Origin of the sequence: Escherichia sp. B1147, from assembly GCF_001660175.1 — a bacterium.
GTDB classification, from domain to species: Bacteria; Pseudomonadota; Gammaproteobacteria; order Enterobacterales; family Enterobacteriaceae; genus Escherichia; species Escherichia whittamii.
On sequence record NZ_LFHY01000017.1, the window covers coordinates 133,290 to 147,271 of the forward strand.

The 13,982-nt window shown below is 48.1% G+C and carries 14 protein-coding genes and 2 tRNA genes; 7 read left to right on the top strand and 9 right to left on the bottom strand.

All coding sequences use genetic code 11. The annotated features are described in order from the left end of the window. Positions 1-13: 13 nt before the first annotated feature. Entirely contained in the window at positions 14-1,270 is a 1,257-nt protein-coding gene (locus A9180_RS18630) for an AIDA repeat-containing protein (protein ID WP_064530049.1), read from the bottom strand. Between the two features lie 309 nt (positions 1,271-1,579). On the opposite strand from A9180_RS18630, the gene A9180_RS18635 reads away from it, so the two are divergent. The 4 genes from A9180_RS18635 to A9180_RS18650 all read left to right on the top strand — a co-directional run bounded on the left by A9180_RS18635 (position 1,580) and on the right by A9180_RS18650 (position 3,894). Then, a tRNA-Val gene (locus A9180_RS18635) sits at positions 1,580-1,656 on the top strand. A 4-nt stretch (positions 1,657-1,660) separates the two neighbouring features. Beyond that, positions 1,661-1,737, top strand: a tRNA-Val gene (locus A9180_RS18640). 112 nt (positions 1,738-1,849) lie between these two features. After that, a complete protein-coding gene (locus A9180_RS18645) occupies positions 1,850-2,155 on the top strand; it encodes a monooxygenase (RefSeq protein ID WP_064530050.1) in 306 nt (101 codons plus the stop codon). 134 nt (positions 2,156-2,289) lie between these two features. Further along, on the top strand, positions 2,290-3,894 hold the full coding sequence (locus A9180_RS18650; RefSeq protein ID WP_064530051.1) for an FAD-NAD(P)-binding protein: 1,605 nt from the start codon (positions 2,290-2,292) through the stop codon (positions 3,892-3,894). Positions 3,895-3,905: 11 nt separating this feature from the next. On the opposite strand, the gene ydhT is transcribed toward A9180_RS18650, so the two are convergent. From ydhT to fumD, 7 genes are all read right to left on the bottom strand, one after another. Further along, entirely contained in the window at positions 3,906-4,718 is an 813-nt protein-coding gene (ydhT, locus tag A9180_RS18655; RefSeq protein WP_064530052.1) for a protein YdhT, read from the bottom strand. A gap of 3 nt (positions 4,719-4,721) precedes the next feature. Then, positions 4,722-5,507, bottom strand: coding sequence for a thiosulfate reductase cytochrome B subunit (gene phsC / locus A9180_RS18660; protein WP_064530053.1), 786 nt, complete (start codon positions 5,505-5,507; stop codon positions 4,722-4,724). Further along, positions 5,504-6,172: a 4Fe-4S dicluster domain-containing protein gene (locus tag A9180_RS18665; protein ID WP_064530054.1), complete on the bottom strand. Its 669-nt coding sequence runs from the start codon at positions 6,170-6,172 to the stop codon at positions 5,504-5,506. Before A9180_RS18665 ends, phsC begins: the two co-directional genes overlap by 4 nt. A gap of 63 nt (positions 6,173-6,235) precedes the next feature. Further along, a complete protein-coding gene (locus A9180_RS18670) occupies positions 6,236-6,886 on the bottom strand; it encodes a YdhW family putative oxidoreductase system protein (RefSeq protein WP_064530055.1) in 651 nt (216 codons plus the stop codon). Positions 6,887-6,898: 12 nt separating this feature from the next. Next, positions 6,899-9,001: an aldehyde ferredoxin oxidoreductase gene (locus tag A9180_RS18675; RefSeq protein WP_064530056.1), complete on the bottom strand. Its 2,103-nt coding sequence runs from the start codon at positions 8,999-9,001 to the stop codon at positions 6,899-6,901. 20 nt (positions 9,002-9,021) lie between these two features. Further along, the gene (locus A9180_RS18680; protein WP_064530057.1) at positions 9,022-9,648 is read right to left on the bottom strand and encodes a ferredoxin-like protein; all 627 of its coding nucleotides are present in this window, start codon (positions 9,646-9,648) and stop codon (positions 9,022-9,024) included. Positions 9,649-10,107: 459 nt separating this feature from the next. After that, positions 10,108-10,317: a fumarate hydratase FumD gene (gene fumD / locus A9180_RS18685; protein ID WP_000528337.1), complete on the bottom strand. Its 210-nt coding sequence runs from the start codon at positions 10,315-10,317 to the stop codon at positions 10,108-10,110. 350 nt (positions 10,318-10,667) lie between these two features. Here fumD and A9180_RS24815 point away from each other — a divergent pair, with 350 nt between their 5' ends. The 3 genes from A9180_RS24815 (at position 10,668) to lpp (ending at position 12,829) form a co-directional block, all read left to right on the top strand. Further along, positions 10,668-10,862, top strand: a complete 195-nt coding sequence (locus A9180_RS24815; RefSeq protein WP_242664678.1) for a hypothetical protein — start codon at positions 10,668-10,670, stop codon at positions 10,860-10,862. 7 nt (positions 10,863-10,869) lie between these two features. Beyond that, positions 10,870-12,282: a pyruvate kinase PykF gene (gene pykF / locus A9180_RS18690; protein WP_064530058.1), complete on the top strand. Its 1,413-nt coding sequence runs from the start codon at positions 10,870-10,872 to the stop codon at positions 12,280-12,282. A 310-nt stretch (positions 12,283-12,592) separates the two neighbouring features. Then, entirely contained in the window at positions 12,593-12,829 is a 237-nt protein-coding gene (gene lpp / locus A9180_RS18695; protein ID WP_000648420.1) for a murein lipoprotein Lpp, read from the top strand. Positions 12,830-12,892: 63 nt separating this feature from the next. On the opposite strand, the gene ldtE is transcribed toward lpp, so the two are convergent. Then, positions 12,893-13,897: a L,D-transpeptidase LdtE gene (gene ldtE, locus A9180_RS18700; RefSeq protein ID WP_064530059.1), complete on the bottom strand. Its 1,005-nt coding sequence runs from the start codon at positions 13,895-13,897 to the stop codon at positions 12,893-12,895. Positions 13,898-13,982: the final 85 nt, after the last annotated feature.

The window sequence follows — 13,982 nt, forward strand, 5'->3', positions numbered from 1 at the left end:
TTGCGCCTTAATTTTAGGCTGACTGGAGCGTTGCGCCAATACCATCTTCGTCCGGTTGCAATTTAAGTGCGCTGCAAACAGGCTGCCGACTGGCATCCGTTATCTCAACATGAATATCACCGCTGACTTCCCCTTTCACGCTGATGAATTCCGGAGAAATTTCTTTCGCACTGGTTTGCAGGCAAATCGTGCCTTCCCCACGCAGACATTTCACCTTCAACTGCACATGGGTTGCGGTTGACGTTATCAGCCACACTTTTCCACCATCGAGATTCAGGTTGCCAACATAGAAAGTGACATTGTCACCTTTAACCGTACTGCCATCGAGGATCAGCACGCCTTCCTGCTGGACCGTTATCGTTGATTGTTTCAGATCAGCACCATAGCCAACTATCATAGAAGCGCCGACCTGTAAGGCAACGCTCCCCGTCAATTCAACCGGAGCACAGTCTTCTTCTACGACGAATTTTTCATCCGCACTGGTGGGAGACATCACAATCACTGTCCCACTTTGTACCACTGCGTTTTCCAGCGTACCCGCATGCACTTCAGCCCGACCACCGGTTTTAACTGTCAGGTTTTTAGTCTTACCAGAACTGTAGAGCTGCAGACCATCTGTCCCCAGGCGATAAACGGCGCCATTCTCAACGATGGTATGAATATCTTCACCGCCGAGATTATTCATGGTGCCGCCCGCAAGCAGCGTTTCACTGGCTTTACCTGCCAGCATAAAAACGCCGCCGTGGTTTATCTCACCATTGATGGCTTCTCCACCAGGGTAAACCAACAGTTCACCACCTTCATCAACAACAACTGCTGATACTGTTCCGTTGACCAACAAGCCACCATCCTGATCCAGAATGATTTTTTCCGCGCGATGGCCCTCCAGTACCCGCAGATTACCGCCATTCTCCAGCAATAAACCGCAGGCATAGCCCTGATCAACGCTAAATTCACCTTCGGGATGGCGGCCATTAACAGTAGCGAGCGTTGAGAGACTAATCGCTCCGCCGTCTGACTGAACAATGTCAGTGGCTATTGCGCCGTCACCGACGGATAACGTGCCATTGTTGCTGTACTGTGTACATTTGGCGATGCCACCAGTTTCAACTTTCAGCCAGCCAGCACCTGTGACCACGGTATTTTCTGCTCTTCCGCCAGCCTCAACAATCAACTCGCCATCAGTAAGTTGAGTCGCGCCAATAACGTCGCCAGCATGAACAATTTGCACTTTCCCGTCGCTCATCAAGTTTTTTGCTTCAGATCCCATGACTTATTCCTTTACTGCATCTGTGTGCCTTTATTGATACCTAAGTGTAAAGGCTACGAAGGATTTATCCACGATAGAATTGATGTGGTGGCAACGTGCTCTGTTTTACATTGTGGGTCGAGGAATAATTGGCTGTATCAGCTCTAAATATGATCTATGGCTAAAAATCGCCCTTGCAAATCAACAAAATATAGACAATTTGCTTAAAAGCTCTGCAAACGATAGAAATAGCGCAGAAAATTGCGATTTGCCTCTTGCCACCTTCACTCTCTGCCGCTAATATTCGTCCCCGTTGTCACCTACAACGTTGCGTTCATAGCTCAGTTGGTTAGAGCACCACCTTGACATGGTGGGGGTCGTTGGTTCGAGTCCAATTGAACGCACCATCCTGCGTCCGTAGCTCAGTTGGTTAGAGCACCACCTTGACATGGTGGGGGTCGGTGGTTCGAGTCCACTCGGACGCACCAGATTTTCTTAATCTGGTCTTCTCTCTCCTTTTTCTTCCCTGTTTCTTCTCTGTATCCAATACGTTAAAAGATTTACACTATCTTCGTATGAATTATCAGAAGGAGAATAGCTATGGCAACTTTATTACAACTTCATTTTGCTTTTAATGGCCCCTTTGGCGACAAAATGGCTGAACAACTTAAACCGCTTGCCGAGTCGATTAATCAGGAACCCGGTTTTCTGTGGAAAGTGTGGACAGAAAGTGAAAAGAACCGCGAAGCCGGTGGCATCTATCTCTTTACTGATGAAAAAAGCGCCCTGGCCTATCTGGATAAACATACTGCCCGCCTGAAAAATCTCGGTGTCGAAGAAGTTATTGCCAAAGTTTTCGATGTCAATGAGCCACTGAGTCAAATCAATCAGGCAAAACTCGCCTGACAAGTCTTCATGAAGGGCGGTTAGCGCCCTTTTCATCCCTGTCTGAAATTTCCCAAATTCTAAAAATCTCAACCAAACTTATCTGATAACACTCAATTCGATTCGCAAGAAAGAATGCATACAGGTAAGTAACAATGAAAAAAATTGCCATTGTGGGTGCCGGGCCAACAGGGATCTACACTTTCTTCTCGCTTTTGCAGCAACAAACGCCACTTTCCATTTCTCTCTTCGAGCAAGCCAACGAGGCTGGTGTCGGTATGCCGTACAGTGGTGAAGAAAACTCTAAAATGATGCTGGCAAATATTGCCAGCATTGAAATACCGCCGATTTATTGTACTTATCTGGAATGGTTGCAAAAGCAAGAGGCCAGCCATCTGCAACGTTATGGCGTTAAAAAGGAAAGCTTGCACGATCGCCAGTTTTTACCGAGGGTCCTGTTAGGAGAATATTTCCGTGATTGCTTTTTACGGTTGGTAGCGCAAGCACGGCAGCAGCAATTTGAAATCAACGTTCATGAATCTTGCCAGGTGACTGATCTGCAAGTCACAGACTCTGGCGTGCTTATCTTCACAGATCGGGATTTGCCAGTTGAGACGTTTGATTTAGCCGTGATAGCCACCGGTCATGTCTGGCCCGACGAAGAAGAGGCAAGCCGAACCTATTTCCCCAGCCCATGGTCAGGGTTAATGGAAGCGAAAATTGAAGCCTGTAGCGTAGGCATTATGGGAACATCTTTGAGCGGGCTGGATGCCGCAATGGCGGTTGCTATCCAGCATGGATCTTTTATTGAAAAAGATAATCAACGCATTCTGTTTCAGCGCGATAGCGACAGTGAAAAACTCAGTATTACATTGATGTCACGCACCGGCATTTTGCCAGAAGCCGATTTCTATTGCCCTATTCCCTACGAACCTTTATGCATTGTCACTGAACAGGCCCTGAACGCGGAAATTGAAAAAGGTCCACAGGGCCTTCTGGATCGGGTATTTAAACTTATAGTGCGAGAGATTACTTCGGCTGATCCTGACTGGAGCCGACATATTGCGATAGAGCGCCTGAATGTCGATACCTTCGCTCAAGCCTGGTTTGCCGACCGCAAACAGCATGACCCATTTACCTGGGCAGAAAAAAACTTAGCAGAGGTCGAGCGCAATAAACGTGAAAAACATACCGTTCCCTGGCGCTATGTCATTCTTCGCCTGCATGAAGCCGTACAGGAAATTGTTCCGCATCTGAATGAGCACGACCATAAACGGTTCAGTAAAGGCCTTGCCAGAGTATTTATCGACAATTATGCAGCTATCCCTTCTGAATCTATAAAGCGATTACTGGCTTTGCGCGAGGCGGGAATTATTCATATTCTCGCCCTCGGTGAGGACTACGATATGGAAATTGACAAAACGCGCACAATCCTGAAAACAGCAGACAACAGCGACTCGTTTGACGTTTTTATTGATGCTCGTGGGCAGCGCCCGCTCAAAGTGAAAGACATTCCTTTCCCAGGACTACGTGTTCAGCTACAGAAAACAGGCGATGAAATCCCTGATGTCGGTGAAGATTATACGCTACAGCAACCGGAAGAAGTTCGTGGTCGCGTGGCGTTCGGCGCGTTGCCCTGGCTAATGCACGACCGGCCTTTCGTTCAGGGGCTTACGGCTTGTGCTGAAATTGGCGAGGCTATGGCGCAGGCCGCCGTGAAGCCAGCATCCCGTGCACGTCGGCACCTGTCGTTTGATTAAGGGTAACGGTGTCAGCATTCCACAAATTGATGCTGCTCATTCAGACGATAGCGAACTCCGGCGCGAATATTATTTTCACCTTCAACGGCTACGGCAAAGCGCACTCTTTCGCCGTCATGATACGCCAGCGCGGCGCTGCCCCCTGGCCCGAGAATAATTGAATCCACTACGCCCGTACTCACTACCGTTGAATTTTCACCGCTGGCGATGATATGAACGTTATCGCCGCTATTGGCAATTTTGGCGTTTGCGCCAAAGCTGGCGATTTGCACCAGATCGCCATTACTGGCGACATGACACCGTTCACCCAATGTACAAACGCGTACTCGCATTCCGGTATTCGCTATACGACTACTGTCTCCGGCGCTGCTTATCCGCGAGGAATTACCAGTTACAGCAACACGAGCACGTTCACCTGAACTACCGATATGGCTGTTAAACCCGACACTGCCAATCCGCACGCTATACCCCATGCTGGCAATTTGCGCAGCATACCCCACGGTGGCGATTCTGGCGTTATCCTCACAGCTGCCGACGCGTGCATGATCGTCGCCCCGGGCAATCTGACTGCAAAATGGCATCTCTACGGGGTCTTTGGCCAGTTTTTGCATTGAGGAAACTTCCTGACGGGCGAAATTTTCGTCTGCCAGCCATTTTTTCCAGGCGTACTCAACCAGACTTTCCGCCCAGTCAGTAAATCCTTCGCCAATCAGGGCGTGGTGAATATCGGCATAAATTCCACCTTGCGGAAAACGCCGCAGAAACCAGCGGTACATAACCGCGCCTACACGCCACTCGCGCAGGTCAGCTCGTGTAATGATCATTCGTTAATGCCGGTGATAGCCATCGACCATACATTTAAAGGTTTCGTGCGGAGTACGCCCCGTGGTGCAAAGATAGAGATGGCCGAAGATAAAAAAGAGGCTTATAACTGCCAGAGCAAAATGGGCCTGTAATAACCAGTATCTTACGCCAGGGAACACGTCCCCTACGGCTTGCGGGTAAAGGCATAGCAGCCCCGTCAACAGTAACAGCGGCAGCAATCCATACATCACACCAACATAGGCAGCCTGCTGTAACGGATTGAATTTAGACTGTGTTGTTGCAGGAAATGGATGATCTTCCCCTTGCATAATTCCAAGCAGATAAAATCGCGTTTGTTTAGCCGCTCGCCCCAGCCAGCCCTGACGACGGATAATGTAGTGATGACCATTACCCCCAACGGCATTAATTAGAACAAAGCCAAGCCAGCAAGCCAGTAACAGGAATCCACAAACTTCATGTACGGCAACCAGACTCTTGACTGCAGCAACGCCCACTAGCGCAAAGTGATTGATTAGCCCACTTGCCAGCAACAAGACAAAGAGTAACGCGTTCGACCAGTGCCATAATCTCACCGCCTTGCTATAGAGATAAACCATCTCGCCATGACCGGTGGAGGATTTCTTTATGCCACGAGCGCGAAGCAAGGCGTGAAGCCCCAACACTAACCACATCCCGACCAGCAGCAGCCCGGCAATGACCAACCACACTGGCCAAAATTCGGGAGAAAACTGCGGTACATAGTTCGCCAACTGGTTATGAAATTGTTCAGCATTTTGCGACGGGTTCATACATTTTCCTTTTTAATCAAATGTTGACCGAACCGGCGATACAGATGCGGTTTCCCGGCACCAGGCAGCTGATATTGATAGTATTTATTTTCCCGTAACCACGCCTGAATCTCTGGGCTATCTTCGCGACCAAAGATCAACGCATGTTCCGGACAGGCGCTAACGCAGATGGGTGGAAAACCTTTTGCCAGTCGTGACTCGGCACAGAAATCACATTTATCCGCCACTTTGGTCAGCGGATTAAGGTAACGAACCTGATACGGGCATGCGCCAATGCAATAGCTACAGCCAATGCATTGCGATTTTTCTACCCGCACAATCCCCTGCTCATCACGCCACGATGCCCCTGTTGGGCAAACGTCGATGCAAGGAGCATCTTCACAGTGCTGGCATGACTGGCGAAAAAAGTGATACAGCGTTTCGTTATTGTTATCGGTGACCGGGATATGCGCGATAGATAAACGACTGCCCTGTGCCGGTACATGGTTAGTTTTACGGCATGCTCTGGCACAAATATTACAGCCATTGCACCGTGATTCATCGTGAATCATGGCATATCGAACTTCCTTTCCTTGTCTGGTATTCGCTAACAAAGAAGGTGCTGAACCGGTAAAAAAGATTACCGTTCCCATCCCCAGAACAAATTTGCGTCGAGTGAAGGACATCTTATTATCCTCTAATGCTGTGGCTGCGACTGTCCACCCTATCCATGATATCTCCCTGAAACTTCAGGGATTCTGAAACTGCTCAACCTCGAACCATTCGCATAAGCCATAAGCTTTGCCATAGCTCATAAAACGCTCGCTAAACAGATACAACACATCCGTCGATGACGTTACCTGACGTATATCGGCATATTCAGGAGCGATATCCATCGCGGCGAGCGCGGCTTCAATCTGCGCCCCCTGGTAGTAATATGGCGCTTGCGTCAGCATGGCGACCTTATAAGGCCGGGGATACGTCTGGCATTCGAAGCGAACGGCGTGTGCAATGGCCCGACAGATGTCCTGCTCAACGACCTGCAAAGACATAGCGGCATAGTTTTCGCTCATGGTTTGCGTTGAGTAGTAATAATCATCTTGACTGCCCGTCATACAGGCGATATCTGCGAAGTCTGGACTCTGCCGTATGCTTTCCAGCAGTGCAGCAAGATCCTCTTCAGCAACCGAATATGGCGGCGACAGGAACACAGCGCGAGCAACCAGTTGACCCGCCGTCGAATGCTGGCGGATAAACTCTGCCAGAATTTCAGCCGGTTCAGGCTCTGTAACCTTATTGTCCGCAGTGTCATCGGGCTGACGCACACTGTGCAACCATTGACGCTTAGTCACGTCAATATCAGGTGCTTCCAGTTGTGTCATTTCCTCCTGCTGGCTCATTACATCCGTTCCTTATGCTGGTAGCAGGTTATGTGTCGCCAGATCGGCGGCAACATCTTCCAGCCCGAGTCGATGAAGCGTTTCTCGCGTTGGACAACCAAGCTGTGGATCCCACCCCATTTCCTTATAGAAAAGCGTGAGTGACTGGTGCATATCATCGCGGTCCATTTTGTCAGTACCTTCGCTAAAGACTGGAATCTGCGGATCTTTATCAAATACCCAGGAACAGATCAGATCATGCTCATTACGCATATCTTTGGTTTGCATCAGTTTTACCGTGTAAGCACGATGCAACGTAAAGATTCGCTCTGCTGCTAAATCTAATTTTTCCTGCGTCATCTCTTCGCCAGTGATTGCTTTAAAGAATTTGGCTTCTAGTGCAAGGTCGCCGCGATAATTGCGGCTTTTCAGCGGCGAAACGGTCATTGGCCACACCCAGTTGCACAGAGTGACGGCGTTATGCAAACAAACCCGCAACAGCGACCATTTGGCATATTTAATTTTTGCGTCATTGATCGGCGTATAGTTTTTGGTTTCATCGTAAGCATCTTCAGAACCAAAAAGCTCTTTTGCCACTTCGCGCTGCAGTTTCAACGGCAAACCGGAGCCAATAAAGTTGATGTGGGTATGCGTCATACAGTCACGGTTGAACATGCAGTTAACAATAGAACCAACCTGTGCCGACGCTTCATTGGCGTGGTGAACCGGATAACCAAACGGCGACCAGAGTTTATTTTTTGCGTAGCCCCAGTACTCTTCACCCAAATTCCAGCGTTCCGCAATGGCATACGAGCCATCAGCCAGGTGACTCAACTCACCCACGCGGTGCGCCAGACGGTAGTAAAAATCTTTAATGAAATTAACGTCCCCAGCTTCCAGTTGATCCCAACGAATTTCCGCATACTCTTCAGCAGGCAGAACGCGCTTAAACACACCTTTGCTGTAACAATAGGTAAAGTCGCGATGCAACTGCCCATAGTTACACCACAGCCCGTAGTCATCGAACAGATTCAGACCAACCAAATTACCAATCACCCGGCCATCATCTTTATCTTCAAAATCTTTCGGCCCGTTCGGGAAAATGGTGGTATGGACGAAGTTAGCGACACAGGTGTTCCCCCCTGTACTGGGTACACCAAACTCTTTAACCCGAGGAATATTCATCTGGGTCATACAACGAATTGGGCATGAGTGGCAGCCACTCATTTTGACGGTGTATTTCTCTGCTGCCGGACCTAAGTCAAAAACGGATTTATAGGTGCGGAAACCAACCGTGTTCTGATTGCCAGGCGGGATTTCCCCTGTTTCAATCGGACCGCCTTCCGCTGCGCCCCAAAACAGCCCTTTACGTGCTGTCCAGCGTGACTTAGGATCAGAGTACTCTGCCCACGATTGTGGCGTACTTGGCACGACATGGTTGTTATTAGCGCCAATAAGTTCGGTCATCATATAGTCATTGAGCCGTTTCATCTCCTGACGATCGGCAATGCTGACCCCTTTTGTCCCTTCAACCGCAATCGCTTTCAGGTTTTTGGAGCCCATTATTGCGCCAGTTCCCGCGCCGCCACTGTGGTTACGGCTATTCAGCATGCCAGAGAGCGGCACTAGATTTTCACCAGCCTGACCAATAGCCGCTACACAGGTTTCAGGGCTGGTTAAACGGCAAATTTCTTCCGTGGTTGCACGCGTCCCTTTCCCCCACAAGAAATCGGCTTTCTCCAGACTAACTTTGTCATCTTTTATATTTAGCCAGACCGGTGATTTCGCTTTACCTTCGATAATAATGACGTCGTATCCAGCAAATTTCATTTGCGCAGCAAAAAAGCCGCCCATATGGGCGTCGACGACTAAATTTCCTTTGGTAAATGTGGAAAGTGAAGTGATATTTACGCGCGAACTACAGGGCGCACCAGATCCTGTCAACGGCCCCGTAGCAAAGACTAATTTATTTGCTTCATCGAAAGGTTTGGTGCCTGGAGGTACTTCGTCATACATAATTTTGTAGCCAAAGCCCATACCACCGACAAAACTTTTAAACTTACTGGAATCTTCGTGGGTAATATTTCCTGTCGTAAGATTGACTCTTAATATATTACCAGTCCAACCGTTAGCCATGATTTTTTCCTTTGCAAGATTCACACAGTAATATCTTTCCACTCGATAATTTTTAACGCCCCTGTCGGGCAGGCGTTTGCGCATTCACCGCACAACACACATTTCGAGGATTTTTTAGTTTCAGTATTTACGGTAGCCATCATCCACGGACACGCAGTGGTACAGGCGCTACAACCAATGCAACGTTTATGATCCACGGTTATACATCCCTCTTCCTGTTGCCAGGTAATCGCGCCAATCGGGCAAACCTTCAGGCATTGCGGATCTTTACACTGGCGACAGGTGTCGGCGGTATAATTCAGATCGCCGTATAATCCGCCACCGGAACCTACGCCATTGTCGCCAAAGAAATAATTACGATGGATTTTGATGCGGGAGAAAAAAGTACCAACGGCGCCATCGTTATAGTTGGTACAGGAGATTTCGCAGCGATGGCAGCCAGTGCAACGCGCACGCTGGGTAACTAACACCCCTTTGGGCGTGTTTATCAGCCCCACCGTTCCGCTATCGACATCTTCCTGTTTACAGCCCAAAAGTGACAATAACGCAGGGGCAATAGTTAAACCAGCAAGACCTTTTCCTGATATACGTAAGAACTCTAATCGCGTTAAGCCAATATCTAATAGTGGACGTTCAACCGGGTTCATTTATTTCGCATCCTCTTCGCAAACACAGTGCTGACAATTCAGCAGCCTGATATTAATCACTCAACTAATACGCTGCTGACTATGCCTCCAACACCAGATATTTTTGTCCTAACCCGATAGCGCATGAGACATGATTTAACGCAAACAAACTAATCCTTTATGGTTAGGCAAAAAAAATAATGTGATTATTCTTAGTGCTTAACATTGATCGTCATCAATTAAAAACGGAAAGCAGGAGATTAAAAGCGGAGTGATATTTATTATCATTTGAAATGAATTTCACTTACCCTACAGTAATTTGTGATATACATTCCAGAATAAAGAAATAGTTAATTCGCTATAAATTAAAATATATATCGAAATCAACTGGATTGCCTTGCTCCATTTATAAAAATAAACTTAGTTGTGACGATATAATAAAGCAGAGGGGATAAGGCATTGCGCACTATCCCCGCGCAATTATTTCACCAGTGCATTAATGACTGTTTCCATCGCTTGTTTTTCCAGTTCGCTGCGTTGGATACGTTTATTTGCTAATGCTGTACGCAGCACACCAGCGATGACGATGTGTTTTGGCTCCTGACCCAGGTCACGCATCTCCAACACCACTTTCCCTACCACTCTGCACATTTCGCGGTACAGCTCATCATCTTTTGTCCGGTTGCCCATTATTCACACCTATTTATCATGCCAGTTATCAGCATATATCAATCTCATTATTTAAACAAAAAACAAACAAAATCAAATAAATAACTCGATAAATTATTATAATTGCATCTGTTGTATACCGAGAGTAGGCACTCTGTCTTTTCTCCAGCAATCCCCCATCTTCCAGCCATCGCTTTCCCATTGCGCAAACAGCGATGATTTTGCGTAATCTGCTACCGAAGACGTTAAATCTTTGATAACAGTTTATTGTGTATATGCATGAATGTTTTTGAAACGCTGTTTTTGTTTTCCTTTTTGATTAAATTCAGCGTATAATCCGCGCCAATTGACTCTTGAATGGTTTCAGCACTTTGGACTGTAGAACTCAACGACTCAAAAACAGGCACTCACGTTGGGCTGAGACACAAGCACACATTCCTCTGCACGCTTTTTCGATGTCACCTATCCTTAGAGCGAGGCACCATCACTTTCGTAATACCGGATTCGCTTTCCGGCAGTGCGCCCAGAAAGCAAGTTTCTCCTATCCTTCTCAACTTAAAGACTAAGACTGTCATGAAAAAGACCAAAATTGTTTGCACCATCGGCCCAAAAACCGAATCCGAAGAGATGTTAGCTAAAATGCTGGACGCGGGCATGAACGTCATGCGTCTGAACTTCTCTCATGGTGACTATGCAGAACACGGTCAGCGCATTCAGAACCTGCGCAACGTGATGAGCAAAACCGGTAAAACTGCCGCTATCCTGCTCGATACCAAAGGTCCGGAAATCCGCACCATGAAACTGGAAGGCGGTAACGACGTTTCTCTGAAAGCAGGCCAGACCTTTACTTTCACCACTGACAAATCTGTTATCGGCAACAGCGAAATGGTTGCGGTAACTTATGAAGGTTTCACCACCGACCTGTCCGTTGGCAACACCGTACTGGTTGACGATGGTCTGATCGGCATGGAAGTTACCGCTATCGAAGGTAACAAAGTTATCTGTAAAGTACTGAACAACGGTGATCTGGGCGAAAACAAAGGTGTGAACCTGCCAGGCGTTTCCATCGCCCTGCCGGCACTGGCAGAAAAAGACAAACAGGACCTGATCTTCGGTTGCGAACAAGGCGTAGACTTTGTTGCTGCTTCCTTTATCCGTAAACGTTCTGACGTTGTCGAAATCCGTGAGCACCTGAAAGCGCACGGCGGCGAAAACATCCAAATTATCTCCAAAATCGAAAACCAGGAAGGCCTGAACAACTTCGACGAAATCCTCGAAGCATCTGACGGCATCATGGTTGCACGTGGCGACCTGGGTGTAGAAATCCCGGTTGAAGAAGTTATCTTCGCCCAGAAGATGATGATCGAAAAATGTATCCGTGCACGTAAAGTCGTTATCACTGCGACCCAGATGCTGGATTCTATGATCAAAAACCCACGTCCGACTCGCGCAGAAGCCGGTGACGTAGCCAACGCCATCCTCGACGGTACCGACGCAGTCATGCTGTCTGGTGAATCCGCAAAAGGCAAATATCCGCTGGAAGCTGTTTCTATCATGGCGACCATCTGTGAACGTACCGACCGCGTGATGAACAGCCGTCTCGAGTTCAACAACGACAACCGTAAACTGCGTATTACCGAAGCGGTTTGCCGTGGCGCCGTTGAAACAGCTGAAAAACTGGATGCTCCGCTGATCGTTGTAGCAACCCAGGGCGGTAAATCTGCTCGCGCAGTACGTAAATACTTCCCTGATGCAACCATTCTGGCGCTGACCACCAACGAAAAAACGGCTCATCAGCTGGTACTGAGCAAGGGCGTTGTACCGCAGCTGGTTAAAGAAATCACCTCTACTGATGATTTCTACCGTCTGGGTAAAGAACTGGCACTGCAGAGCGGTCTGGCACACAAAGGCGACGTTGTAGTCATGGTTTCCGGTGCACTTGTACCGAGCGGCACTACCAACACCGCATCTGTTCACGTCCTGTAATATTGCTTTTGTGAATTAATTTGTATATCGAAGCGCCCTAATGGGCGCTTTTTTTATTTAATCGATAACCAGAAGCAATAAAAAATCAAATCGGATTTCACTATATAATCTCACTTTATCTAAGATGAATCCGATGGAACCATCCTGTTTTCTCTCAATTTTTTTATCTAAAACCAAGCGTTCGATGTTTCTTTGAGCGAACGATCAAAAATAAGTGCCTTCCCATCAAAAAAATATTCTCAACATAAAAAACTTTGTGTAATACTTGTAACGCTACATGGAGATTAACTCAATCTAGAGGGTATTAATAATGAAAGCTACTAAACTGGTACTGGGCGCGGTAATCCTGGGTTCTACTCTGCTGGCAGGTTGCTCCAGCAACGCTAAAATCGATCAGCTGTCTTCTGACGTTCAGACTCTGAACGCTAAAGTTGACCAGCTGAGCAACGACGTGAACGCAATGCGTTCCGACGTTCAGGCTGCTAAAGATGACGCAGCTCGTGCTAACCAGCGTCTGGACAACATGGCTACTAAATACCGCAAGTAATAGTACCTGTGAAGTGAAAAATGGCGCACATTGTGCGCCATTTTTTTTGCCTGCTAATTACGCCTATTGCGTTGCACGTAACATATTTCCTTGCTCTGGTTCGCCATTCTGCGCTGACTCTACTGCAGGCGCATTGCTGGCTGTGGGTGTCGCTCGGCTGCTCACCGCAACCGGATACCCTGCCCGACGATACAATGCTTTATCGACTAACTTCTGATCTACAGCTTTATTATCTTTAAATTGCGTAAAGCCTGCAGGCAGCGTGTACGGCATTGTCTGAACGTTCTGCTGTTCTTCTGCCGATAACGGTCGATGTACTTCAACATAACGCATCCCGTTCGGTTCTAGGGAGTATTTCACCGGCTCATTGATCACTTTTACCGGCGTTCCCGTTCTCACGCTGGAGAACAGTGCTTTAATATCTGGCGCATTCATACGAATACAGCCCGAACTGACGCGCAAACCGACGCTGTCCGGCGCGCTGGTGCCATGAATGAGATATTCGCCGTTACCGTGCGCCAGGCGCAGTGCGTAGCGTCCTAATGGGTTATTCGGCCCGGCTGGAACAACTGGCGGTAATTTGATGCCTCGCTCCAGTGAACGCTGACGAATACCCGCCGTGGGCGTCCAGGTAGGATTGGGGATTTTCTGCCCTACACGTGTTTCCATCACCGGCGTTTCCAGCCCCTGCAAGCCAATGCCTATCGGGTAGACCTGCACGATATTTTCTCCCGGCGGATAATAATAAAGACGCAGTTCCGCAAGGTTCACGATTATCCCCTGACGCGGTGCATCAGGTAATAAGAGTTGCGAAGGAATGGTTATTGTCGTGCCTGGTTTTGGCACTGGGGCAATAGTGTTATTGGCCTCAAGGATTAACATCGCCGCAGTATCAAAACGACGGGCAATAGCCTGAAGGTTTTTATCCCCCTCTTGCACCGTATAGGTTTGATTTTGCCCAACCAGTCGGCTTCCGGTTGGCGGGAGCGGGTAATCTACCGCCCAGGCTGCCTGGATGGCGCTAAAAGCGCCGATAAGAGTCAGTGTTAGCAAAGACGCGCGTTTCATTGTAAACCTCCTGTATTTGCCGGAGACTCACGCTAAGACGACGGATGGCGCTTATGTTTACCTGAAACCGAAACACTCCTGTGCA

Bases quoted from the DNA above. Each gene is read 5' to 3' on its own strand.
- A9180_RS18630 (WP_064530049.1), bottom strand. From the start codon at position 1,270: ATGGGATCTGAAGCAAAAAACTTGATGAGCGACGGGAAAGTGCAAATT.
- A9180_RS18645 (WP_064530050.1), top strand. From the start codon at position 1,850: ATGGCAACTTTATTACAACTTCATTTTGCTTTTAATGGCCCCTTTGGC.
- A9180_RS18650 (WP_064530051.1), top strand. From the start codon at position 2,290: ATGAAAAAAATTGCCATTGTGGGTGCCGGGCCAACAGGGATCTACACT.
- ydhT (WP_064530052.1), bottom strand. From the start codon at position 4,718: ATGATCATTACACGAGCTGACCTGCGCGAGTGGCGTGTAGGCGCGGTT.
- phsC (WP_064530053.1), bottom strand. From the start codon at position 5,507: ATGAACCCGTCGCAAAATGCTGAACAATTTCATAACCAGTTGGCGAAC.
- A9180_RS18665 (WP_064530054.1), bottom strand. From the start codon at position 6,172: ATGTCCTTCACTCGACGCAAATTTGTTCTGGGGATGGGAACGGTAATC.
- A9180_RS18670 (WP_064530055.1), bottom strand. From the start codon at position 6,886: ATGAGCCAGCAGGAGGAAATGACACAACTGGAAGCACCTGATATTGAC.
- A9180_RS18675 (WP_064530056.1), bottom strand. From the start codon at position 9,001: ATGGCTAACGGTTGGACTGGTAATATATTAAGAGTCAATCTTACGACA.
- A9180_RS18680 (WP_064530057.1), bottom strand. From the start codon at position 9,648: ATGAACCCGGTTGAACGTCCACTATTAGATATTGGCTTAACGCGATTA.
- fumD (WP_000528337.1), bottom strand. From the start codon at position 10,317: ATGGGCAACCGGACAAAAGATGATGAGCTGTACCGCGAAATGTGCAGA.
- pykF (WP_064530058.1), top strand. From the start codon at position 10,870: ATGAAAAAGACCAAAATTGTTTGCACCATCGGCCCAAAAACCGAATCC.
- lpp (WP_000648420.1), top strand. From the start codon at position 12,593: ATGAAAGCTACTAAACTGGTACTGGGCGCGGTAATCCTGGGTTCTACT.
- ldtE (WP_064530059.1), bottom strand. From the start codon at position 13,897: ATGAAACGCGCGTCTTTGCTAACACTGACTCTTATCGGCGCTTTTAGC.